This window comes from Cellulomonas fengjieae (assembly GCF_018388465.1).
Classification (GTDB): domain Bacteria; phylum Actinomycetota; class Actinomycetes; order Actinomycetales; family Cellulomonadaceae; genus Cellulomonas; species Cellulomonas fengjieae.
The window spans coordinates 2,451,832-2,474,173 of sequence record NZ_CP074404.1; the positions used below are offsets into that span (position 1 = coordinate 2,451,832).

A 22,342-nucleotide genomic window follows, 5' to 3' on the forward strand; every position below is an offset into this window, starting at 1 on the left:
CCCAGCACCCGGACCGGGGGTTCCCCCACCGGGGCGCGCGGGCTAGGTTCGACGACGACAAGCCCCCGGGGAGCGCAGGAGCGCTGAGAGTGCGGCCGGACACCACGTCCCACCCGCAGACCCGTGGAACCTGATCTGGTTCACACCAGCGTAGGGAGCAGGGCACTGTCGTCGGCGGCGTGCCGGCGGCCGGTCCTCCGGGCAGGTCGCGCCGCGGCGCGCCCTCCTGGCGGAGCGGCCGGGACGCACCGCAGGTGACCTCGTGCGGCTGCCCGGGGGTCCCGCCGCGACACCGGAGGACCCGATGAGCACCGAGACCCGACCCCAGTCCGTCCGACGCCTGACCGACCTCGGCGTCGGCGCACGCTTCTCCCTGCACCCGCACTGCGACGACTACGTCGAGGTGATCACCAGCGCGCTCGCCGCCGCCGACGCCACGCGTGTCGACGTGCGCACGGACGACGTCTCGACGTTCGTGCGCGGCGAGGAGGCGGACGTCATCCGCTACGTGCATGCGGCCCTCGCCGCCGCGGGCGGGACCCGGTGGCACGTCGTCGCGCACGTGCTGCTGTCCCGCGGCTGCCCGGGCGAGGTGGCCTGCGAGCTGCCCGACGACGTGCTGCTGGACGCGGTCGGCGTGCCGGAGCTTCCACCGACCGGGCTGTCGGCGAGCGCCCACTGGGCCCTCTACCCGCTGGACGACAGCGGGACCGACCACCTGGCCCAGATCATGGAGGCCATCGGTACCGCCGGATCACGGGCGACGGCCTCCCCGGAGCACTTCGTCACCCGCCTCGACGGAGACCTGTCCGACGTCCTCACCGCGGTCGCGGCGGGGTGGCTGGAGGCCGCGCGCCACGTCCGGCACGTCGTCACGCACGTCACCGTCTCGATGCACTCGCCCTCGGGCGGCCCCCGGTGAACCGCCGTCGGATCTCGCTGTCCGAGCTCGTCCTGCTGGCCGTCCTCGCCGTGGTCTCCGGCTTCGTCTACTGGGCCCTCGTGCAGGCGTGGATCGCGCTGCAGATCGCGATGGGACCGTTCGGTGACCTCGCGCAGAACGTGCTCATCGGCGGCTGGATGGTCGCCGCTCCGCTCGCGCTGTACATCGTGCGGCGACCGGGGGCCGGGATCGTGGTGGAGCTCGTGGCCGCCCTGGTGGAGGTGGCCTTCCTCGCCTCGCCGGTCGGTCCCATGCTGCTGGTCGTCGGCCTCGTGCAGGGTGCGGGCGCCGAGCTCGGGTTCGCCCTGACCCGGTACCGCCGGTACGACTGGTCCGTCTTCGTGCTGTCGGGCGCGCTCGCCGGGCTGGCCAGCACCGTGCTCGGCATGGTGCGCTTCGGCTGGCTCACCCAGGACTGGTTCGCCTGGCGGCTGGGCCTGCAGGTGGCCAGCGGCATCCTGCTGTGCGGCATCGCGGCCAAGGTGATCGGCGACGCGCTCGCGCGCACCGGTGTGCTGGACAACACGGCGCTCGGCCGGGCCCGCCGCCAGGACCCCGCGACGCCGGCGCCTGTGCCGTGATCGAGGTCCGCGGTCTGGGTGTCACGTTCCCGGGCGGCGTCGCGCCGGTGCTCCGCGATGTCGACCTGGACGTCCCGCCGGGCGAGCAGGTGCTGGTGCTGGCCGGGTCCGGCGCGGGCAAGAGCACGCTCCTGCGCGTGCTGGCAGGCATCGTGCCGCAGGTCGTCGACGCGCACGTCACCGGTCGCGTCCGGGTGGCCGGGCTGGACGCCACGACGACCCCGACCGCGGACCTGGCCCGGCACGTCGCGACCCTCACCCAGGACCCGACCGACCAGCTCTGCCTGCCGACCGTCCTCGACGAGGTCGCGTTCGCACTCGAGAACCGCGGGGTCGACCCGGCGCTCATCGGCCCGGCCGTCGACCGCACCCTGTCCGCGGTCGGCGCCGCGCACCTGCGGGACCGCCGGACCGCCGAGCTCTCGGGCGGCGAGGGCCAGCGCGTCGCCCTCGCCGCCGCGCTGGTGGCCGACCCGAAGGTGCTGCTCCTCGACGAGCCGACCGCCCTGCTGGACCCCGCGGCGGCGCGCGCCGTCGCGGGGGCGGTCCGGGCAGCAGCGGGCTCGGGCCGGTCGGCGGTCCTGGTGGAGCACCGGCTCGACGAGCTCGGGCAGCTGCCCGGTCGGGTCCTGGTGCTCGACCCGGACGGCCGGGTGCGCGCCACCGGCCCGACGCTCCAGGTGCTGCACGAGGACGCGCCCGCGCTGGCGCGCCTGGGCACCTGGCTCCCCCTCTCGGCCGAGCTGGTCGCGGCGGGGGTCGACCGGATCGGCGACCTCACGGTCACGGCCACTCCGAGGGCACCCGCGGGCCCGACCGTGCTGAGCGCCCGCGCGCTGCGCGTCCGGCGGGACGGTCGGACCGTGGTGGACGGCCTCGACCTCGACGTGCGGGCGGGCCGGGTGACCGCGGTCGTCGGGCTCAACGGGTCCGGGAAGAGCTCGCTGCTGCTGGGCCTCGCCGGCCTGCTGCCGGTCGAGGGCACCGTGCGGGGCGGCTCGGTGGGGTTGGTGTTCCAGCACCCGGAGCACCAGCTCCTCGCGCGGACCGTGCGCGACGAGGTGGCGTGGGGACCGCGACGCGCCCGACTGGGAGGCGTCGACGAGCGCGTGTCCGGCGCGCTCGAGTCCTACCGGCTCACCGGGTTCGAGGACCGTGACCCGTTCCGGCTCTCGGGCGGGCAGCAGCGCAGGCTCTCGCTCGCCGCGATGGCGGTGTGCGGCCACGACGTTCTCCTGGCCGACGAGCCCACGTTCGGGCAGGACCGGGCGACGTCGGTGGCGTGCGCCGAGGCCCTGCGCGCGCTGGCCGACGAGGGGCGCGGCGTCGTGCTGGTCACGCACGACCTGCGGCTGGTGGGCGAGGTCGCCGACGACGTGCTCGTGCTGCACGCGGGCCGCGCCCTCGCGCACGGACCCGTCGACGCGGTCCTCGCCGACGACGCCGTGCTGCGCGGCGCCGGACTTCCTCTACCGCCGGTCCTCGCGGCGTGGCGCAGGACCGGGCACCCGGTGCGCGCCACCCTGCAGGCGCTCCGTCGGGCCGGGCTGGCGGTGCCGGCATGACCGGCCTCGGACAGGCACTCCCCCATGACTCCGTCCTGCACCGGCGCAACCCCACGGTCAAGCTCGCCGTCTTCCTCGTCGTCTCGCTCGTCCTGCTCGTGCCGGTCGACCCGTGGACCCCGCTCGCGCTGCTCCTGCTGGCCCTCCCCGCCGTGGCCTGCGCCGGGCGCATCCCGCTCCCGGTACTGGGCCGCGCGGCGCTCCTGTTCGGCCCGTTCGCCTGCTCGCTCCTGGCGGTCAACGCCGTGACGCGCGACGGGCCGGTGGTGGCCGACGTCGCCGGTCTGCAGGCCACCAGCACGGGGCTGGCGATCGGCGTCGCGCTGGCGCTGCGCACGGTGCTCGTGGGCACCCTCGCCGTGGCGTTCAGCCTCACGACCGACGGTGCCCGGCTCATGACGAGCCTGCACCAGCACGCCCGGCTCGGCGCGCGCCCGACCTTCGCGGTCCTGGCGGGCTACCGGGTGCTCGAGGACCTGCCACAGCGGTGGACCACCATCCGGCAGGCCCAGTCGGTCCGCGACCCCCGGCATCGGGCCGGCCGGCTGCCGCGGGATCCCGCCTCGCTCGCCCGCGCCGCGTTCGCGCTGCTCGTGGTGGCGCTGCGGCAGGGCGAGCGGATGGCGATCGCGATGGAGACCCGCGGGCTGGGCTCCGGGCCGCGAACGGTGCACCGGCCGGTGGCGCTGGACCGGCGCGACGCCGTCTTCGCGGTCGTGGTGCTGAGCGTGTGCGGGCTCGTCGTCCTGGCGTCGTGGCGGGCCGGCGTGCTCCGGACGTGGAGCACGGTCTGACGTACCGCGCGTGCCCGGCGTCGCCGTGCCAACCTCGGACCATGGGAACCGCGGGCGAGGTCGTGCAGGAGTACGTCACGGTCCAGGTCGAGCGGTTGCTCGGCGCGGTCCCGGCCCTGCGCTCCGGGGACGACGACGCCGTGCACGACGCGCGCGTGGCCACCCGGCGGCTGCGCGCGGCTCTGTCCGTCTACCGCCCCGTCCTCGACCGTTCGGGCTGCGACCCGGTCCGGGACCAGCTCACCGAGCTCGGGCACGTGCTCGGCGACGCCCGCGACGCCCACGTGGAGCGACGCGCGCTCGAGGACCGGCTGACGCTCGAGGACCCCGCGACCGTCGTCGGGCCGGTCGAGCAACGCATCCAGGAGGACCGCGCCGCCGCGCGACTGCTCGCCCAGGACCGCCTCGAGGCCTGGCTCACGTCGCCACGCTTCGAGGCACTGGCGGCCGCGCTCTCCCAACCCCTGCCCGCCGGCCCCCGCGCGGGACGTGCGGCGGCCGGGTACCTTCCCCGCCGAGCCCGTCGGGCCTGGGAGCGCCTGGACGACGCGGTGGCCGTGGCGGCCCAGGTGGTGCCCGGGAACGAGCGCGACGAGGCCCTGCACGAGGTGCGCAAGGCCGCGCGCCGCGCGCGGTACGCCAGCGAGGTCGTGGAGGCGGTGGTCGGCGAGCCCGCGCGGCGCAGCGCGGCGAGGGCGCACCGGGTGCAGGAGGTGCTCGGGGACCTGCACGACACGGTCGTCCGGCGGGAGACGCTGCGGCGGCTCGCCCACCTGGCGGACCTGGACGGCGAGAGCACGTTCACCTACGGCCGTCTGCACGCCCTCGAGCAGGCGGCGGGCGACGCCGCGGAGTCGGCGGCCGAGCGGCCGGTGCGGCGCGCCACACGATGGGGCCACCGCCGCTGGATGAGCTAGTCGCTCCCGTGCTCGCCGGCGCGGTGGTTGTGGCCCAGGCTGCGCAGGAACCGGGGTCCGACGGCGGCCAGCTCGGCCTCGTACGCGGCAGCCCAGGAGCCGTACGGGGTGCCCGCGAGCGCGTCGTTGGAGAACCGGGGGTCGCTGGTCACCTCCGTGACGCAGAACTCGGGGATGGTCAGGTCCGTGACCGGTCCCCCGCGCTCCACCTCGGCGATGACCAGCGGCGCGTTGCCGCCCGCGAAGGTGTCCACCACCCAGCCGTCGTCCCCGAGCCACACGGAGTGCCGGGTCTTGGCCACCCTGGCACCACCGCGGCGCACCAGCTCCAGTCCCACCGAGACGTCGAGCTCGCGCTCGGCCTCGTACCGGGTCCCCTCGTTCATCGGACCCTTGACCGTGATGGCGCAGAAGTCCATGCGGTCGGCGAACCGGTCGAGGATCGCGAGCTCGTCGAGGTCCGGCTCGAGGACCAGGCCGGGCACGGTGGCCTGCACGCGGACGCGGATGGCGAACCCGGCGTCGGCCAGGACGTAGCTCTGCACGATGAGGGCGGGCGACGCGTCGAGGAGCTCGGCGGGCACGTCGCGCGCCCAGAACCGACGCTCGAACTCGAAGTCCCCGTACCCGGTGTCGCTCACCCTGCGAGCGTATCCGTCGAGGTCACCGCGCGGGTGGACGCTCGCTACTCGGTGCTCACCGCGTCCAGCACCGGCAGCCGCGCCGCCCGGACCGCCGGCCACAGCGCGGCGACCATGCCGACGACCACCGCGAGCGCCAGCATGAGCGCGAGGCTCGCCCACGGGATCGCGAGCGTCCGCAGTCCCACGTCGGCGAACACGGTGGGCAGGGTCGACGCGAGCGCGACTCCCAGCACCAGGCCCACCGTGGTGCCGAAGAGAGCCGTGAGCACCGACTCCAGCGTGATCGTCGTCCCGAGCTGGAGCCGGCCCAGCCCGACCGCGCGCAGCAGCCCGATCTCGCGGGTGCGCTCGATCACCGAGAGCGCCAGCGTGTTCACGATGCCGAGCACCGCGATGACGATCGACAGGCCCAGCAGCGCATAGAGGATGACGAGCACCCGGTCCACCTGCTCCGCCAGGTCGGAGACGAACTGCTCGCTGTCCATCACCGACACCACGACGTACGGGCGGACCGCGTCGGTGAGCTCCGCGCGCAGCGCCGCCGCGTCCGTCACGGCGGCCGCCGTGACGAAGACGGTGGTCACCCGTTGCTCGTCCGGCGGTAGGAGGGCGTCGAGCAGCTCCTGCCCGACGACGAGCGGCACCCCGAACGCCGGGGAGTCGATGACCGCGCCGATCGTCGCGGTCCGCCTCCCGGTCGACCCGACCAGCACGAGCTCCTGCCCGAGGGACCAGTCCTCGTCGTCCATGGTGGTCCGCTGCACCGCCACCTGCCCCGAGTCGAGCGCGCCGACGAACGAGCCGGCCACCTCCTGCGTGCGGATGCTGCGCCCGACGGCCGTCGGGTCGATGCCGGTCACGGCGAACGGCGTCCCGTCGACGAGCACCGAGGCGGTCGAGAACGTGTCGGCGGCGCGCACGCCCGGCAGCGCCCGCACGTCGGCGACCGCCTGCACCGGCACGGTCCCCTGCGCGGCGCCGCGCAGGATGTAGTCGGTGGTCGCCTCCCGCGCCACGATCGCGCTGGTCGACGCCTGCGTGGTGGCGGCGATGACCGCGGCGGCACCGACGAGTGCCATCCCGATCATGAGGGCGCCGGCCGTGTTCGCCGTCCGCCGCGGGTTGCGGGTGACGTTGCCCCGCGCCAGCGGTCCGACGGGCCGCCATCGGGCGACCGGTACCGAGACCGCGCGCAGGAACCCGCGCGCCAGCACCGGTGACGCCGCGAGCACGCCGAGCACGACCGCCCCCGCGCCGCAGCCCAGGAGCACGTCCGCGTGGTCCGCGGTCGGGTCCAGCAGCGCGGCCACGAGCGCGGCGACCCCCAGCACGACGAGCGACGCACCTGCCACGGCCCGCCGCCACAGGGAGCGCTCGGGCAGCGTGACCTCGTCGCGCAGCGCCTCCACGGGCGGGACCAGCGCGGCCCGCCGGGCGGGCAGGGCCGCGGCGAGCACGCTGACCAGCGTCCCGACCAGCACCGACACGGCCAGCGTGAAACCGTCCACGGGCACGCGACCCGTCAGCTGCATGCCCACGGCGCCCAGGACCTCGCGCAGCACGACGACGAGACCGAGCCCGCCGGCCACGCCGAGCGCCGCCCCGACCAGCCCGACCATCGCCGCCTGCAGCACGATCGAGCTGAACACCTGCAGCGGCGAGGCACCCACCGCACGCAGCAGCGCGAGCTCGCGGGTCCGCTGGCGCACCCACATCGAGAAGGTGTTGGCGATGATGAAGGCGCCGACGAACAGCGAGATCCCCGCGAACACCAGCAGGAACGTCGTGATGAACCCGAGGATCGACAGGATGTTCTCGGTGGCCTCCTCGCGCAGGCTGTCCCCGGTGACCGCCTCCGCCGGGGTCGACGCGGCGGCGACCACGGGCGCGATCCGGTCCACCAGCTGCTGCTCGCTCAGCCCGTCGTCCGCCAGGACGGAGATGGTCGCCACCGTGCCGTCGGGGGCGAACGCCGCCTGCGCGGTCGCCGCGTCGAGGAACACCACGGTCGCCCCGGCGAGCGCCGAGCCCAGCCCGATCTCCCCGACGACGGTCACGGGCCGCACCTCGCCACCGACCACCACGCTCGTCGCGTCGCCGAGCGCCAGGCCCGAGGCACGCAGCGTCGCCGACTCCACGGCGATCTCGTCGGGACGCTCGGGCGCCCTCCCCGCCACGACGTCCACCGCCCGGTCCCGCGGGTCGTACGCGAACCCGAAGCTCGGCGCCTGGGTGCTCTGCACCGCGGTGCCGTCCGCGCCCACCAGCACGAGCGGGCCCTGGGCGTCCGGCAGCGCCGCGGCCACGCCGTCCACCGCCTCCAGGTCCGCGACGAGGCTCACCGGGACCGGGTTGCGCACCTCCGCGCTGATCCGGTCCGGCCCGCCGGTGCCGCCGGCCGACTCGGCACCGCGGACGTAGGCGTCGCCGAGCGTCGTCGTCGCGACGATGTCGGTGAACGTGGAGCCGAGCATCGTCCGCAGGGCGAATGTCCCCGCGACGAACGCGACCCCGAGGGCCACCGCGAGCACCGAGAGGCAGAACCGCACCAGGTGCGCCCGCACGCCCCGCAGGGCGACCCGGACCATCAGCCGGTTCCGGTCCGGGACACCGTCAGGGCCGCCAGCGCACCGAGCACCGACTCCGGGGTCGGGTCCCGGAGCTCGCCGACCAGCCGACCGTCGCCCAGGAACAGCACCCGGTGCGCGTACCCCGCGGACGTCGGGTCGTGCGTCACCATGACGACGGACTGCCCCAGCTCGTCGACGCTGTCGCGCAGGAAGCCGAGCACCTCGGCGGCCGACGCGCTGTCGAGGTTCCCGGTCGGCTCGTCCGCGAACACCACGGCCGGCCGCGCCACGAGCGCCCGCGCGCACGCCACCCGCTGCTGCTGGCCGCCGGACAGCTCGCTCGGCTTGTGCCCGAGCCGGTCGGTCAGGCCGAGCGTCCCGACCACGAGGTCGAGGTGTGCCCGGTCGACCTTCCGGCGGGCGATGTCGAGCGGCAGGGTGATGTTCTCGAGCGCCGTGAGGGTGGGCACGAGGTTGTAGGCCTGGAACACGAACCCGACCCGGGTCCGGCGCAGCGCGGTCAGCCGCCGCTCCGACATGCTGCTCACGATCGCCCCGTCGACGACCACGGAGCCGGACGTCGGCCGGTCGAGCCCGGCCAGGCAGTGCATGAGCGTCGACTTGCCCGAGCCCGACGGGCCCATGATCGCCGTGAGCTCGCCACGGGCCAGGTCGACGTCGACCCCGTCGAGCGCCCGGACGGCCGTCGTCCCCGCCCCGTAGACCTTGACCAGGTCGCGGGCAGAGGCGATCGGCGTCGGCGCCGCGGCGGTGTCCATGCGCGCATTCCTCCTCGTCAGAGAGGCTCTCTGAGCCGATCGTCCCTTGTGACACTCACCACCGCGAGCCCGAGCATCGGGTCGGGTGTGAGAGGCTGGGGACATCAAGGGCTGCGCGAACCTGCGCGCCCCGCGTCGTGGAGGTCCCCCGGAGCACTCGCTCTGGTTGCTCTGGCGGCGGACCCCGACCAAGCCCCGAGAGGCTCTATCTGTGACTTCTTTCGTCGAACTCGGCGTGCCCTCTGCGCTGTCCATCGCGCTGACGGCCCAGGGCATCACCGCCCCGTTCCCCATCCAGACCGCCACGCTGCCCGACTCCCTGGCCGGCCGTGACGTGCTGGGCCGCGGCCGCACCGGCTCCGGCAAGACCCTCGCGTTCGCCCTCCCGCTCGTCGTGCGGCTCGCCGCCACCGCGGGCAAGGGCAAGACCGCTCGCCGGCCGCGCGCTCTCGTGCTGGCCCCGACGCGTGAGCTGGCCTCGCAGATCGACGCCACCATCGCCCCCCTCGCCAAGGTGATGGGCCTGAACACGACCGTCATCTTCGGTGGCGTGTCGCAGGGAAAGCAGACGTCGGCGCTCAACGGCGGCATCGACATCGTCATCGCGTGCCCGGGCCGCCTCGAGGACCTCCTCAACCAGAAGGCACTGTCGCTCGACGACGTCCAGATCACGGTGCTCGACGAGGCCGACCACATGGCCGACCTGGGCTTCCTGCCGGGCGTCAAGCGCATCATGGACAAGACCCCGAAGGTCGGTCAGCGCCTGCTGTTCTCGGCCACGCTGGACAAGGGCGTCGACCAGCTGGTCAAGCGGTACCTGACCTCGCCGGTCGAGCACTCCGTGGACAGCGCCGAGTCGCCCGTCTCCGCCATGACCCACCACCTCTTCGAGGTCCGCGACGCCGACGCCAAGAAGCAGGTCGTGCACCACCTGGCCTCCGGCACCGGCCGTCGCGTGCTGTTCATGCGCACCAAGCACCAGGCCAAGAAGCTGGCCAAGCAGCTGACCATGGACGGCATCCCCGCCGTGGACCTGCACGGCAACCTGGCGCAGGGCGCCCGCGAGCGGAACCTCGAGGCGTTCTCCTCCGGTGCCGTCCGGGTGCTCGTCGCCACGGACATCGCCGCGCGCGGCATCCACGTCGACGACATCGAGCTCGTCGTGCACGTCGACCCGCCGGCCGAGCACAAGGCGTACCTGCACCGCTCCGGCCGCACCGCGCGTGCCGGCTCGGGTGGTGACGTCGTCACGATCGTCCTGCCCGAGCAGCGCGGTGACGTCCGCGCCCTGACGCGTGCCGCCAAGATCACGGCGACGCCGAAGCCCGTCTTCCCCGGCGACGCGACGCTCTCGCGCCTCGTCGGCGAGGTTGCGGCACCCGTCACCTATGTCGCGCCGCCCGCTGCGCCCAGCACCGGTGGTGGTGGTGGTGGCGGCGGTCGTGGCCGCGGTCGCGGTCGCGGCGGCGCGCCGGCAGCGGCCCCCGCCGGCGGGACCGGTCAGCGTCGTCGTCGTGGCGGCAGCGGTCGCGGCACGGGCACCGGCGGCGCGACGTCCGGCGGTCCGCGCGTGGTCTACTCGCGCGGCTGAACGAACCCGCAGTTCAGGGGCCGGTCCGAATTCTCGGGCCGGCCTCTGGCATGTCTGCGGCAGGGAGCGCCATGATGGGGCGCACGTCGACCCCGGGAGGCACCATGCCGAACCCCACGGACCTGTGATGGCGATCGTCTCCCGCGGGTTCCGCGGCCGGCGCGAGGTCGACCCGCGCATCCCGCCCGGTCAGTACCTCGAACGCGGCTTCCCGGTGCTGTCCGCCGGACCGACGCCGCGCGCGGACCTGGCCACCTGGACGTTCTCGATCACCGCGGGCGGCGTGCCGCGTGCCCGGTGGACGTGGTCCGAGCTCACGCACCTGCCCCACGAGGACGTCGTCAAGGACATCCACTGCGTGACCAAGTGGAGCAAGCTGGACTCGGCCTGGCGGGGCGTGTCCCTGGACACCCTGCTGGACGGTGTCGAGGTGGGCCCCGAGGAGCAGTACGTGATGGCGCACTGCGACGGCGGCTACACGACGAACGTGCCGCTGGCGGACCTGCGCGGCGGGAAGGCGTGGATCGCGTACCAGTACGACGGCGCCCCGCTGGCCCCGGAGCACGGAGGCCCCGCGCGGCTGCTCATCCCCCACCTGTACTTCTGGAAGTCCGCGAAGTGGGTGCGCTCGCTCGACCTGATGACGGAGGACGCCTGGGGCTTCTGGGAGCGGCTCGGGTACCACGCGTACGGCGACCCGTGGAAGGAGCAGCGGTATTGGGGCGACTGAGCGTGCCCTCCGCTGACAACGAGACCGACACCGAGCTGTACGCCCTGCCGTGGATGGTGGGCACGGTCGTCAGCCGCACCGCCGAGACCCCTACCGCCGCGACCCTCCTGATCGACGTGCCCGGCTGGCGCGGCGCCCTGGCCGGGCAGCACGTCGACGTCCGCCTCACCGCGGAGGACGGCTACTCCACGCAGCGCTCCTACTCGCTGGCCTCGCCCGGGACGATGGGACTGCCCGGCGTGCCGCCCGATCCCGCCGCCCACGACAGCCGCATCGCGCTCACGGTGCAGATCGTGGAGGACGGCGAGGTGTCGCCGTACCTGACCCAGGACCTGCAGGTGGGCGACCAGCTCGAGCTGCGCGGACCCGTCGGGCACTGGTTCGTGTGGCACCCCACCGATCCGCACCCGGTCCAGCTGATCGCGGGGGGCTCGGGCCTCGTGCCGCTCATGTCGATGCTCCGCACACGCCGGCTCGCCCGGAGCGTGGCGCCGTTCCGCCTGGTCGTCTCGGTCCGGACGCCGCAGGACGCGCTGTACGCCGACGAGCTCGAGGCGCTCGGTACCGACGTCCGGATCACCCGGGTGTGGACCCGTCGCGGGCCCGACGGGTGGACCGGTCGGATCGGCCGGATCGACGCCGGGCTGCTGCGGGACGTCTGCTTCCCGCCCGACGAACGCGCCCACGTCTTCGTGTGCGGGCCGACGCCGTTCGTCGAGGTCGCGGCGGACCTCCTGGTCGACCTCGGCCACGATCCGGAACGGATCCGCACCGAGCGCTTCGGACCCACCGGCCCGTGAACGACGGAGGGACCCGGCACAGGCCGAGTCCCTCCGTGCGGTGCCGGGTGCGGTCACCCGGTGTTCTGGAGCCCCGCGGCGACGCCGTTGACGGTGAGCAGCAGGAGCCGGCGCAGGTCGTCGGCCTGCTCGGGGGCGTCGCCCGTGCGCAGGCCGCGCAGGGCGCGCAGCTGGAGCAACGACAACGCGTCCACGTAGGGGCTGCGCAGCTGCACCGCGCGGCCGAGGATCCGCCGGCGGGACAGGATCGCCTCGCTCTGCGTGATGTCCAGCACCCAGCGCCGGGTCAGGGCCATCTCGTCGACGATCAGCTGCGCCAGGTCGTCGCGGTCGCCGAGCGCCAGGTACCGCTGCGCGATGCGCTCGTCGGTCTTGGCCAGGGACATCTCGACGTTGTCGATCATGGTGGTGAACAGCGGCCACTGGGCGTACGCCTCGCGCAGCTCGGTGAGGTCGGCCGTCGCCGCCAGCGCGGTGCCCAGCCCGTACCAGCCGGCCAGGTTGATCCGCGCCTGGGACCAGCTGAACACCCACGGGATCGCGCGCAGGTCCTCCAGCGACTCGACCGACAGCCCGCGCCGGGCGGGCCGCGAACCGATCGGCAGCAGGCCCACCTCCTCCAGCGGCGTCACCTCGGCGAACCACTGCGGGAACCCCGGGGCCTTCACCAGCTCGTGGAACCGGACCCGGGACGCCTGGTCCAGCTGCGCGGCGAGCGGGGCGAACCGCTCGGTGGCGGCGGAGTTGCGCCGCTCGACCGACGGCGCACCGGCCAGGAGCGTCGCCGCCGCGACCTGCTCGATGTGGCGCGCAGCGATCACCGGGTCGCCGTAGCGGGCGAAGATGACCTCGCCCTGCTCCGTCAGCTTGAAGCGCCCGTCGACGGACCCGGGGGGCTGCGCGAGCAGCGCACGGTTGGCCGGGCCCCCGCCGCGTCCCAGCGCTCCGCCGCGGCCGTGGAACAGCGTCAGCTCGATGTCGTGGCGGCGTGCCCAGTCGGTGATCCGTCGCTGCGCCGTGTCCAGCGTCAGGGTCGCCGAGACCGGACCCACGTCCTTGGACGAGTCGGAGTACCCGAGCATGACCTCCATCCGGCGGCCGTTCTCCGCGAGCCGGCGCTGCACCTGCGGGAGCGCGAGCGAGCCCTCGAGGATGTCGATCGACGCCTCGAGGTCGGCGAACGTCTCGAACAGCGGCACCGCGTCGATGACGGGCGTGTCCATGCCCGCGAACGCGTACTCGGCCAGCTGGTACACGGCCGCCAGGTGCTCCGACGACTGCGTGAACGACACGATGTAGCGGCGTGCCGCCAGGACGCCGTACCGGCGCTGCACGGCGCCGATGGCGCGGAAGGTGTCCAGCACCTCCAGCGTCCGGGGCTCGAGGCTCCCGTCCACACCGTTGGCGGCCAGGTCGGCGAGGGCTGCCTCGTGCACCTGCGAGTGCTGGCGCACCTCCAGCTCGGCCAGGTGGAACCCGAAGGTCTGCACCTGCCAGATCAGGCGCTGCAGGTCGCCGTACGCCGCACGGGTGGCGCCGGCCTCGGCCAGGGAGCGCTGCACGACGCCGAGGTCGTCCTCGAGCTCGGACGCCGCGACGTACCCGAGGTCCGCGTTCCGGGTCCGGGTGGCGGCGATGCGCTCGGCCAGGAAGTAGACGACCCGCCGGTGCGGCTCGTTGGGGGCGTCGACGGCGATGCGGGCGGCGAGCGTCGCGGCGAGGCCCCGCTGCTTCTGCCAGAGCGCGGTGAGCTCGCCGGAGGCGGGCGTGCCCGACGCGTCGAGCGTGAGCCCGTGCGCGACCGAGCGCGCCGACCTCTCGAGCTCCAGCAGCGCGTGCTCGGACGCCATCGCCGCGGCGGTCTCGGTGATGTCCGCGGTGACGTTGGGGTTGCCGTCGCGGTCCCCGCCGATCCACGTGCCGAGCCGCGCGAACGAGCGCACGGCGGGCGCGGTGGTGCCCGCGGCGTCGGCCAGCAGCCAGTCGTCGAGGCGGCGGTAGACGGCTGGCAGCACGTCCGCCAGCGTCGACTCGAACACGTTGATCACGGTGCGGACCTCGTCGAGCACCGACGGCTTGGCCTCGCGCAGGGGGGCGGTGCGCCAGAGGGTGTCGATCTCGCTGAGCAGGCGGCGGTCGTTCTCCGCCAGCGACATCCCACCCGTGTAGCGCAGGTCGCGCTCGGCGACGAGCTCGGCGATGCGCCGGATGGACGCGGACACGGCCCGACGGCGCGCCTCGGTGGGGTGCGCCGTGAACACCGGGCGGAACTCGAGCTCCGCCAGCCGCTGGCGGGCCACGTCCTCGCCCACCTCCTCGGCGAGCTGCGCGACGGCCGCCGGCAGCGAGTCGTCCGGTGCCAGGTGGTGGGGCAGGAGGTTGGCCTCGCGGTCCCGCAGGACGCGCACCCGGTGGTACTCCTCCGCGGTGTTGGCGAGGTGGAAGTAGCACGTGAAGGCGCGGGCGACCTCCTCCGCCCGGGACAGGCTGAAGCCGGCGACGAGCTCCTCGGCCTGGGCGAGCGCGTCGTCGTCGGGGCCGTTGTGCGACCGGATGGCGAGCTCGCGAAGGTGCTCGACGTCGGCGAGCAGGTCCTCGCCGCCCGTCTCGCGCAGCACGCGGCCGAGGAACTCCCCCAGCACCCGTACGTCGTTGCGCAGGGGTTCGGGTACCTCGTGGTTCACCGACCTCGTCGCAGAAGTCTGCACGGTCTCGCTCGGGATCTGGGGTGCACTCACGAAGCCAAAACTAGGCCACCCGGCGCCTTCGGGTCCCCGCAGTCCAGGCGGTGGGCAGTGTGACGTGGTCCACGGACCACCGTGCGCCCGGCCCGCGCACCGTGCGACGGTGTCCCCCGTGCGGCACATCATCATCGGGACAGGTGCGGTCGGCGGCGTGATCGGCGGGCTGCTGGCCGGCGCGGGCAGCGACGTCGTGCTCGTCGCCCGGGGGCGTCAGCTCGACGCGCTGCGCGCCGACGGACTCGAGGTCACGACGCCGGCGGGGAGCGTGCGCGTGCACCCCGCGGTCGCCGCGGGGCCGCCCGACGTGGACCTGCGTCCGGACGACGTGCTCGTGCTCGCCGTGAAGAGCCAGGACACTGTGGCCGCCCTCGACGCGTGGGCCGACCGACCCGTCGCCGGCGGCGGGAGCGCCGCCGAGCGGCTCGCCGTGGTGTGCGCGCAGAACGGCGTGGCCAACGAGCGTGCGGCACTGCGCCGGTTCCGCACCGTCGTGGCGATGTGCGTGTGGCTGCCCGCCACCTTCCTGGAGCCGGGCCGCGTCAGCGCGGGCGGCACCCCGGTCCCCGGCGTGCTCACCGTCGGCCCGGCCGCGGCGTCGTCCGTCACCGACGCTGCGCTCACCGCCTACGCCGAGGACCTGGCCGGCGCAGGGTTCGCCGCCCCCGTGACCGGCGACGTCATGGCGTGGAAGTACCGCAAGCTGCTGTCCAACCTGGCGAACGCGGTCGAGGCGCTGTGCGGGACCACCCGCGACGACGGCGCTGCCGAGCTGGTGGCCCGCGCCGACGAGGAGGGTCGGACGGTCCTGCGCGCCGCCGGGATCCGCGTCCTCGACGAGGCGGTGCACGATGCCGCGCGCGCGGGCTTCCACGTGGCGCGCCTGCCCGGGCAGGCCGGCGGCGGCTCGTCGTGGCAGTCGCTGGCCCGCGGCACCGGGTCGATCGAGTCCGACTACCTGAACGGCGAGATCGTGCTGCTCGGTCGGCTGCACGGGGTACCGACGCCGGTGAACGCGGTGCTGCAGCGCAGGGCACGGCAGGCCGCTGCCACGGGAGCCGGTCCGGGCTCCACGGTCGCCGCCGACGTCCTGAGGGAGTCGCTCGCCTGAACCGGCCATCCGGGCCGCGGCGGGGCTTCCACCGTCGGCGCCTGGCTGTGCCGAGCGTGAACAGTTCACGCCATGCACCGCCGTGCGGGAGCCGCGGTAGGGTGCACGCGTGGAGGAGCGGAGCGGCTTGCCGCGGGGTGTGCGCCAGGCGTGGGGGCGGGATGCGGCGCCCGGCAGGCCCGGCCCGAAGGCGATGCTGAGCATCCCCGGGATCGCGGCCTCCGCGACCGCCCTGGCGGACGCGGAAGGCGCCGCGGCCCTCTCGCTCGGGCGGATCGCGGAGCGTCTCGGCGTGACCCCGAACGCCCTGTACCGCTACGTCGACTCGCGTGACGACCTGGACGTCATCGTCCACGACCACGCCCTCGGCGCACCGACCGGGATCCGCGCCGGCGAGGACTGGGGGGATGCTGCCGCCGCCTGGTGCCGCGCCCTGCGTGACCGGTATGTCCGCCACCCGTGGCTGAGCGACATGCGTGTCCGCGTCCCGTTCGCGCCGAACTCCCTGGCCTGGCTCGAGAACCTGCTGGAACGCCTCGAGCCCAGCGGGCTCGGCGAGCGCCGGGCGCTCCAGGCGGCGGGTGTGCTCGACGGGTACGTGCGCAGCCGCGCCGCCGCGGTGCGCGACCTGGTCCGTCCCGGCGGCACCACCGATCCCGGCGCGCTGGTCGAGCTGGTCGGCGCCGACCAGCTCGCGGCCCGGCTGCCTCGGGTCGCGTCGCTGATCTCGTCCGGCCTGTACCGGGAACCGCAGGCTCTCGCCGACGAGGACTTCGAGTTCGGCCTCGCGAGCATCCTCACCGGTCTTCGACAGCTCGCCGACCGGCCCGGGCACTGACACCGACCGCGACACTCAAGCCCTCGCCTGGATCCACCTGAGGTAATCCCTGTCGCTCGCGCGCGCATCTGTGTACGTTCGTAACTGTTCGTACCGTGCACAGACTGGAGGCAGGCCGTGACCGCAATCTCGACCAGGCGCGTGACGACAGATGTCGCCCCCGTGGTGCTGGAGCACGTGACGAAGACCTACGGCGGCACCGGCTCGAGCGCCGCGACGGTGCGCGCGCTCGACGATGTGACCCTGGAGCTGCCGGAGGGGTCCTTCACCGCGGTGATGGGCCCGTCCGGATCGGGCAAGAGCACGCTGCTGCACTGCGCGGCGGGCCTGGACGCACCGACCACGGGCCGGGCGGTGCTCGCCGGTCACGACCTGACGGGCATGTCCGAGGACGCTCTCACGCGGCTGCGGCGCGACCGGGTCGCCTTCGTGTTCCAGGCGTTCAACCTGATCCCCACCCTGACCGCGGCGCAGAACGTCGAGCTTCCGGGACTTCTGGCCGGACGCGGGCGGGACCCTCGCAGCACCGACCGCGCCCTGGCGCGGGTCGGGCTGGGTGACCGTCGCGCCCACCGCCCGGGCGAGCTGTCGGGGGGCCAGCAGCAGCGCGTGGCGATCGCCCGGGCGCTGGCGGTGAAGGCCGCGGTCCTGTTCGCCGACGAGCCGACCGGGGCACTGGACACCGGCACGGCCGCACGCATCCTGGAGCTGCTCCGGACGGCCGGCGCCGAGGACCGGCAGACCATCATGATGACCACGCACGACCCGGTGGCCGCCGCCTACGCCGACACCGTGATCTTCCTGGTCGACGGCCGCATCGTGGAGCGGATGACCGCGCCCTCGGCCGAGCAGGTGGCTGCCCGGCTGTCGCGGCTGCCCGGCGACCGGGGAGCGTGAGCCGCGATGCTGATCCTGATCCTCGCGGGCCTGCGCCATCGCGCAGCCGCCCTCCTGTCGATCGTCGTCGCCGCCGGCCTCGGCTCGGCACTCATCGTGCTCAGCGGGGCCATGTTCGAGACCGGCATCCGGCTGGTCGCACCGCCCGAGCGCGTCAGCGGCGCCGACCTGGTCGTCATCGGCGACCCCGGCTACACCATGCTGGACCGAGAGGGTGGCCAGACCACCGACCACCGGCCGTTGCCCGAGCGGCACCGCCTGAGCGACACCGTCGTCCGGGAGGCCATCGGGATCGAGGGCGTCGACCGGGCCGTGCCCGTCCAGCTGGTCGAGACCTTCGCCCGGAGCGGTCTGCGAGCGGCCACGCTCACCGGCCAGAACTGGGCATCGGCGAGCATGAGCGGCCTGACCGTGCCCGAGGGACCGGCCCCGGGGCCCGACGAGGTCGTGCTCACGGCCCCGGCCGCCGCGACGCTCGGCGTCGCCCCCGGTGACAGCCTCACCCTGACCGTGGCCGGCCGGACCAGCACCGTCGAGGTCCTGGGCGTTCTCGGCGGGACCGGCGGCCCGGCGACCGTGTTCCTCGCCGACGTGGCGCCCGGCGTCGCGGCGGGCGAAGCGGACGATGCGGACGATGCAACACGCGGCGCAGGGCGGATCGACGCGCTCGGCGTGACCCTCGCGGCCGGGGCCGACGACGCCGCCGTGCGTGACGCCCTGGGCCGTCTCGGCCCGGTGCGCGTGCTGGCCGGCGACCACCGGGGCGCGGCCGAGGATCCGGCGATCTCGGCCTCCCGCACCCCGACGATCGTCATCGGCGCCGTCTTCGGCGGCATCGTGCTCACCGTGCTGGCCACCGTCACCTCCGGGATCGTGTCCCTGTCGGTCCGCCAGCGCGGCCGCGAGATCAGCCTGCTGCGTGCCACCGGCGCCACCGGGCGCCAGGCCGGCGCCCTGCTCGTGGGCGAGGCGTCGATCGCCGGCATCGTGGGCGCAGTGCTCGGGCTCGCGCTCGGCGTCCCGCTCGCCCACGCGCTGTTCGACGCGATGCGCGCGGGCGGCGTCGTCCCGGACGGGCTCGCGCTGCGCGCGGGACTCGTCCCCTTCGCCGTCGCCGTGGCGACCTGCGGCCTCGTGGTGTGGCTGGCCGCCCGGATCGCGGCACGCCCGGCACGCCGCTCGCGCGCCATCGACGCCCTGCGGGAGGCCGACCTGCCTCCCGCGCGGCTCGGGTTCGTCCGGGGCCTGCTGGGCGTCCTGGCCGGGCTCGGCGCCGTCGCGCTGGCCGTCATCACGACCGCCATGGAGCCGGCCCTCGTCTCCGCCACCGCGGGTCCCGCGGTGCTCGCCGGCGGGATCTCCGCGGTGCTCCTCGCCCCGGCCCACCTGCGTCTCGGTCTGGTCCTGCTGCGGCCGCTCCTCGGCGAGCGCCGCGGCGAGCTCGCCCGGGTCAACGTCCGGTCCCGGGTCGCAGCCCTGTCCACGGTGACGGGTGCCGCCGCCCTGGTGGTCGGCATCGGCGTCGGCAACCTCGTCTCCCAGACCATGCTCACCACCGCCGCCGGTCGAGCCCAGGTGGAGACGATCACGGCGCAGGCCGTCGTCCGTGGCCCCGCGGGCACAGGCGTCGAGCTCGCCGCGGAGATCGCCGCCCTGCCCGAGGTCGGCGCGGTCACGCCGTTCGTCGCCTCGGGCGGATGGATCGAGCGCCCGTACGACCGGTCCCACCGCGACCGGCCGTGGCCGGTGCGCGGGCTGGACGGCGCGCAGGCCGAGCGGGTGCTCAGCAACCGGCTCGTCGACGGCGGGCTCGCCGCTCTCACGGGCCGGTCCATCGCGCTGCCCGCCCGGACCGCCGAGGCTCTCGGCGTGCGCACCGGGGACACGGTCGACTTCCGGTTCGGCGACGGCGCCGGGGCCGAGCTGCGCGTCGTCGCGACGTACGACGACCTGCCCGGCTACGAGAACCTCCTCCTGCCCGCGGACCTGCTCGCTGCGCACACCACAGCCCGGACGCCCGGCACGCTCCTGGTCAGCGCCGACGACGGCACGTCTGCCGACCGGCTCGCGACCGCGCTGGACGACGTCGTCGCCGACCATCCCGCCGTCGTCGTCGGCGACCGCGACGACCTGGAGCACGCCCTCCAGGAGGGGCTCGGCGTCAACGCGCTGATCAACACGCTCATGCTGCTCGTCGTCCTCGCCTACGCCATGGTCGCGGTCGTCAACACGGTCGCGGTGTCCACCCTCGGCCGTCGCCGGGAGCTCGCGTTGCTGCGTCTCGCGGGGGCGACCCGCCGGCAGGTGCGCACGCTCCTGCTCACCGAGACCGGGATCGCCGCCGTCGCGGGCCTCGGTGCGGGCCTGGTGGTGGCGTGCGCCGCCGTGGCCCCCACCGCCGTCGTCGTGGGAGCCGACCTCCTCGGCCCGCTCGCCCTGGCGGCCCTCGCGGCCGGCGGTCTCGCCGTCGCGCTCATCACGCTGCCCATCACCGCCGCCGCCACCCGGCGGGCCCTGTCCGGGCGCCCCGCGGACGTCCTCACCCGGGCGGCCTGAGCCGCACCGGTCACACGCCCGGTGAGCGGGCGTCCGCCCGCGGCCGGACGCGCGGCGGGCGTGCGTGGTGTCGTCGACGCCCAGGACGTCCCGAGACCGGTGTTCGGGTTAGCCCACGGCCTGCGGGCTCGGCCGCACCTCCCGCGTCCCTGCGCACGTCAGTGCACGAGGGAAAACCGCCCTCCTCAGGCGGGAGCGAGACGACCCACGAGCCGGTCCAGCGCCCCGTCCCGCGCGAACACCGGGATGACCGTCAGCGGGGCGTCCACGTCGACCCAGCGGCCGCCCTCATGGACCGCGCCCGAGCTCAGGCAGGTCCACGTCGCACCGTCGGGCAGGTACACCCGTCGCGAGGTCGCGCCGGCCTCCAGGACCGGCGCGACGAGCAGCGAGGGCCCGTACAGGTACTGGTCGGCGACCGTCCACCCGATCGGGTCGTCCGGGAACTCGTGGAACAGCCCTCGCATGACCGGCTGACCGTCGGTGTGCGCGGCGGCCATGAGCTCCCGCGTGTAGTCCCGCAGGTCTTCGCGCAGGTGGACGTACCGCTCGAGCACGTCGTACACCGCCGGCCCGAAGGACCACAGCTCGTTGGCCGCGCCGCTGGGCTGTCGCGGTGACCCGTCCGCCGCGCGCACCTCGTGGGACGGTCCGCGGTCGCCGTGCAGGCGCATGACCGGCAGGAACGTGCCCACCTGGAACCACCTGACCAGGAGCTCGTGGAAGTCCAGGTCGTCGGTGCGCCCGCCGCCGAAGCCGCCGATGTCAGTGGTGAACCACGGGATACCAGCCACCCCCAGGTGCACCCCCGCGACGATCTGCCGCCGCAGGGTCGGGAAGTCGGAGTGGATGTCCCCCGACCACACGAGGGCGCCGTACCGCTGGGACCCGGCCCACGCGCAGCGCACCAGGTTGACCACGGACCCCTGCCCCTGCGCGGTCAGCCCGTCGAAGAACGCGCGGGAGAACGCCTGGGGGTAGAGGTTGCCGACCTCCGTGCCCTGGCCGGCGTGGTAGCGGTACGCGTCGTGGTCGTACACCCCGTACTCGGGCTCGGCCTCGTCGAGCCAGAACAGCCGGATCCCGTACTGCCCGTAGCCCTCGCGGCACCGGTCCCACAGGAAGGCCCGCGCCTCGGGGTTGGTCACGTCGACGAAGCGGCTGGGCCCCCCGAACCACATCTGGACGTCGATGCCGCGGTTGCTGCTCACCAGCAGGTTCCGGCGGGACATCTCCGCGAAGTTCTCCGACTCCAGCGAGACCTGCGGCCAGACTGACACCATGAGCTCCACCCCGAGGTCTGCGAGCTCGGCAACCATCGCGGCGGGGTCCGGCCAGAACTCCTCCTCGAACCGGAAGTCGCCCATGTGGGGCCAGTGGAAGAAGTCCGCGACGATCACGTCCAGCGGCAGCCCTCGGCGGACGTGCTCGCGCGCCACCTCGAGCAGCTCCTCCTGGCTGGAGTAGCGCAGCTTGCACTGCCAGAACCCGAGGCCGTGCTCGGGCATCATCGGCGCGTGCCCCGTGGCCTCGGCGTACCGCGCGCTGATCGCCGCGGGCGTCGGCCCCGCGGTGACCCAGTAGTCCAGCTGCCGGCAGCTCTGCGCTGACCACTCGGTGCGGTTGCTCGCGAAGGTCGCCCGACCGATCGCCGGGTTGTGCCACAGGAAGCCGTAGCCCTCGCTCGACAGCACGAACGGGACGCTGGCCTGGGAGTTGCGGTGCGCCAGCTCGAGCGTGCAGCCCTTGAGGTCCACGAGGTCCTGCTGGTACTGGCCCATGCCCGCGAGGTGCTCACCCGCCGGAGTGTCGAGCGACAGCTCCGCGCTGACGCCGCCGCCGGCCAGGGGCCGGTAGGTGCGGGAGCGCAGCTTCAGCGCACCGCCGGACGCGGACTCGGAGAACAGGAGCCGCCCGTCCGCGTCGTGGAACGCGAGCCGGCAGTCGTGGGACAGGGCACCGGTCTGCCAGTCCAGCCCGCTCCAGGCCGTCGCGACGACGGTGATCCGGCCGTTGGTCAGGGTGGCCGTCGCACCGTCGACCGAGACGGTGGTCCCGCCGTGCACCGCCGGGTCCTGCCGGATGAGGGCCCAGTCCGCGTCGACGACGTCGCCCAGCGCGGAACGCACGCGGACGCTGTCCCGACCCCAGGGCTCGATCACCAGGGTCTCGCCGCCGCCGCTCCAGCGCAGGGTGGTCCCGTCGACGGTGAACAGGTCGGTCACGGACGTCTCGTCTCTGCCCGTGATCGGGCGGGTGTGGCGCGGGTCGTTCCCGCGACGGCG

17 protein-coding genes and 1 riboswitch are annotated in these 22,342 nt (G+C 74.6%); of the genes, 12 read left to right on the forward strand and 5 right to left on the reverse strand.

All coding sequences use genetic code 11. From position 1 onward, the window contains the following. Positions 1-56: 56 nt before the first annotated feature. Positions 57-174, forward strand: a riboswitch (TPP riboswitch). A 130-nt stretch (positions 175-304) separates the two neighbouring features. From KG102_RS11340 to KG102_RS11360, 5 genes are read left to right on the forward strand one after another with little or no spacing between them, the layout of a single operon-like run. Then, complete coding sequence (locus tag KG102_RS11340) at positions 305-922, forward strand: YkoF family thiamine/hydroxymethylpyrimidine-binding protein (RefSeq protein ID WP_208288790.1); 618 nt, start codon at positions 305-307, stop codon at positions 920-922. After that, a complete protein-coding gene (locus KG102_RS11345; RefSeq protein ID WP_208211439.1) occupies positions 919-1,524 on the forward strand; it encodes an ECF transporter S component in 606 nt (201 codons plus the stop codon). The genes KG102_RS11340 and KG102_RS11345 overlap by 4 nt, the downstream gene beginning before the upstream one ends. Then, positions 1,521-3,089: an ABC transporter ATP-binding protein gene (locus KG102_RS11350; RefSeq protein WP_208211441.1), complete on the forward strand. Its 1,569-nt coding sequence runs from the start codon at positions 1,521-1,523 to the stop codon at positions 3,087-3,089. The genes KG102_RS11345 and KG102_RS11350 overlap by 4 nt, the downstream gene beginning before the upstream one ends. Next, positions 3,086-3,883 (forward strand): energy-coupling factor transporter transmembrane component T family protein, encoded by a 798-nt coding sequence (locus KG102_RS11355; RefSeq protein ID WP_208211443.1) that lies wholly within the window; start codon positions 3,086-3,088, stop codon positions 3,881-3,883. The genes KG102_RS11350 and KG102_RS11355 overlap by 4 nt, the downstream gene beginning before the upstream one ends. 41 nt (positions 3,884-3,924) lie before the next feature. After that, positions 3,925-4,800 carry a CHAD domain-containing protein gene (locus KG102_RS11360; RefSeq protein ID WP_208288788.1) on the forward strand — a complete coding sequence of 292 codons (876 nt, stop codon included), beginning with the start codon at positions 3,925-3,927 and terminating at the stop codon, positions 4,798-4,800. On the opposite strand, the gene KG102_RS11365 is transcribed toward KG102_RS11360, so the two are convergent. Genes KG102_RS11365 through KG102_RS11375 form a run of 3 tightly spaced genes read right to left on the reverse strand, consistent with a single transcriptional unit; the run spans position 4,797 to position 8,793 of the window. Next, positions 4,797-5,441 (reverse strand): CYTH domain-containing protein, encoded by a 645-nt coding sequence (locus tag KG102_RS11365; protein ID WP_208211447.1) that lies wholly within the window; start codon positions 5,439-5,441, stop codon positions 4,797-4,799. The genes KG102_RS11360 and KG102_RS11365 overlap by 4 nt on opposite strands. A gap of 44 nt (positions 5,442-5,485) precedes the next feature. Beyond that, positions 5,486-8,032, reverse strand: a complete 2,547-nt coding sequence (locus KG102_RS11370) for an ABC transporter permease (RefSeq protein ID WP_208288786.1) — start codon at positions 8,030-8,032, stop codon at positions 5,486-5,488. Then, positions 8,032-8,793: an ABC transporter ATP-binding protein gene (locus KG102_RS11375; protein ID WP_208288784.1), complete on the reverse strand. Its 762-nt coding sequence runs from the start codon at positions 8,791-8,793 to the stop codon at positions 8,032-8,034. The genes KG102_RS11370 and KG102_RS11375 overlap by 1 nt, the downstream gene beginning before the upstream one ends. 211 nt (positions 8,794-9,004) lie before the next feature. Here KG102_RS11375 and KG102_RS11380 point away from each other — a divergent pair, with 211 nt between their 5' ends. From KG102_RS11380 to KG102_RS11390, 3 genes are all read left to right on the forward strand, one after another. Then, complete coding sequence (locus KG102_RS11380; protein ID WP_208288782.1) at positions 9,005-10,384, forward strand: DEAD/DEAH box helicase; 1,380 nt, start codon at positions 9,005-9,007, stop codon at positions 10,382-10,384. A gap of 127 nt (positions 10,385-10,511) precedes the next feature. After that, the gene (locus KG102_RS11385; protein ID WP_208288780.1) at positions 10,512-11,114 is read left to right on the forward strand and encodes a sulfite oxidase-like oxidoreductase; all 603 of its coding nucleotides are present in this window, start codon (positions 10,512-10,514) and stop codon (positions 11,112-11,114) included. 2 nt (positions 11,115-11,116) lie between these two features. After that, positions 11,117-11,914: a ferredoxin reductase gene (locus KG102_RS11390; protein WP_307802349.1), complete on the forward strand. Its 798-nt coding sequence runs from the start codon at positions 11,117-11,119 to the stop codon at positions 11,912-11,914. A gap of 53 nt (positions 11,915-11,967) precedes the next feature. Here KG102_RS11390 and KG102_RS11395 read toward each other — a convergent pair whose 3' ends face one another. Beyond that, a complete protein-coding gene (locus KG102_RS11395; protein ID WP_372438292.1) occupies positions 11,968-14,652 on the reverse strand; it encodes a phosphoenolpyruvate carboxylase in 2,685 nt (894 codons plus the stop codon). Positions 14,653-14,761: 109 nt separating this feature from the next. On the opposite strand from KG102_RS11395, the gene KG102_RS11400 reads away from it, so the two are divergent. From KG102_RS11400 to KG102_RS11415, 4 genes are all read left to right on the forward strand, one after another. Further along, on the forward strand, positions 14,762-15,766 hold the full coding sequence (locus KG102_RS11400) for a ketopantoate reductase family protein (protein WP_249667292.1): 1,005 nt from the start codon (positions 14,762-14,764) through the stop codon (positions 15,764-15,766). A gap of 109 nt (positions 15,767-15,875) precedes the next feature. Next, positions 15,876-16,604, forward strand: coding sequence for a TetR/AcrR family transcriptional regulator C-terminal domain-containing protein (locus tag KG102_RS11405; protein WP_208288778.1), 729 nt, complete (start codon positions 15,876-15,878; stop codon positions 16,602-16,604). A 117-nt stretch (positions 16,605-16,721) separates the two neighbouring features. Next, the gene (locus KG102_RS11410) at positions 16,722-17,501 is read left to right on the forward strand and encodes an ABC transporter ATP-binding protein (RefSeq protein WP_249667293.1); all 780 of its coding nucleotides are present in this window, start codon (positions 16,722-16,724) and stop codon (positions 17,499-17,501) included. A gap of 6 nt (positions 17,502-17,507) precedes the next feature. Continuing rightward, positions 17,508-20,057 carry an ABC transporter permease gene (locus KG102_RS11415; RefSeq protein ID WP_208288776.1) on the forward strand — a complete coding sequence of 850 codons (2,550 nt, stop codon included), beginning with the start codon at positions 17,508-17,510 and terminating at the stop codon, positions 20,055-20,057. 185 nt (positions 20,058-20,242) lie between these two features. Here KG102_RS11415 and KG102_RS11420 read toward each other — a convergent pair whose 3' ends face one another. After that, on the reverse strand, positions 20,243-22,282 hold the full coding sequence (locus KG102_RS11420) for a glycoside hydrolase family 31 protein (RefSeq protein ID WP_208288774.1): 2,040 nt from the start codon (positions 22,280-22,282) through the stop codon (positions 20,243-20,245). Positions 22,283-22,342 lie beyond the last annotated feature (60 nt).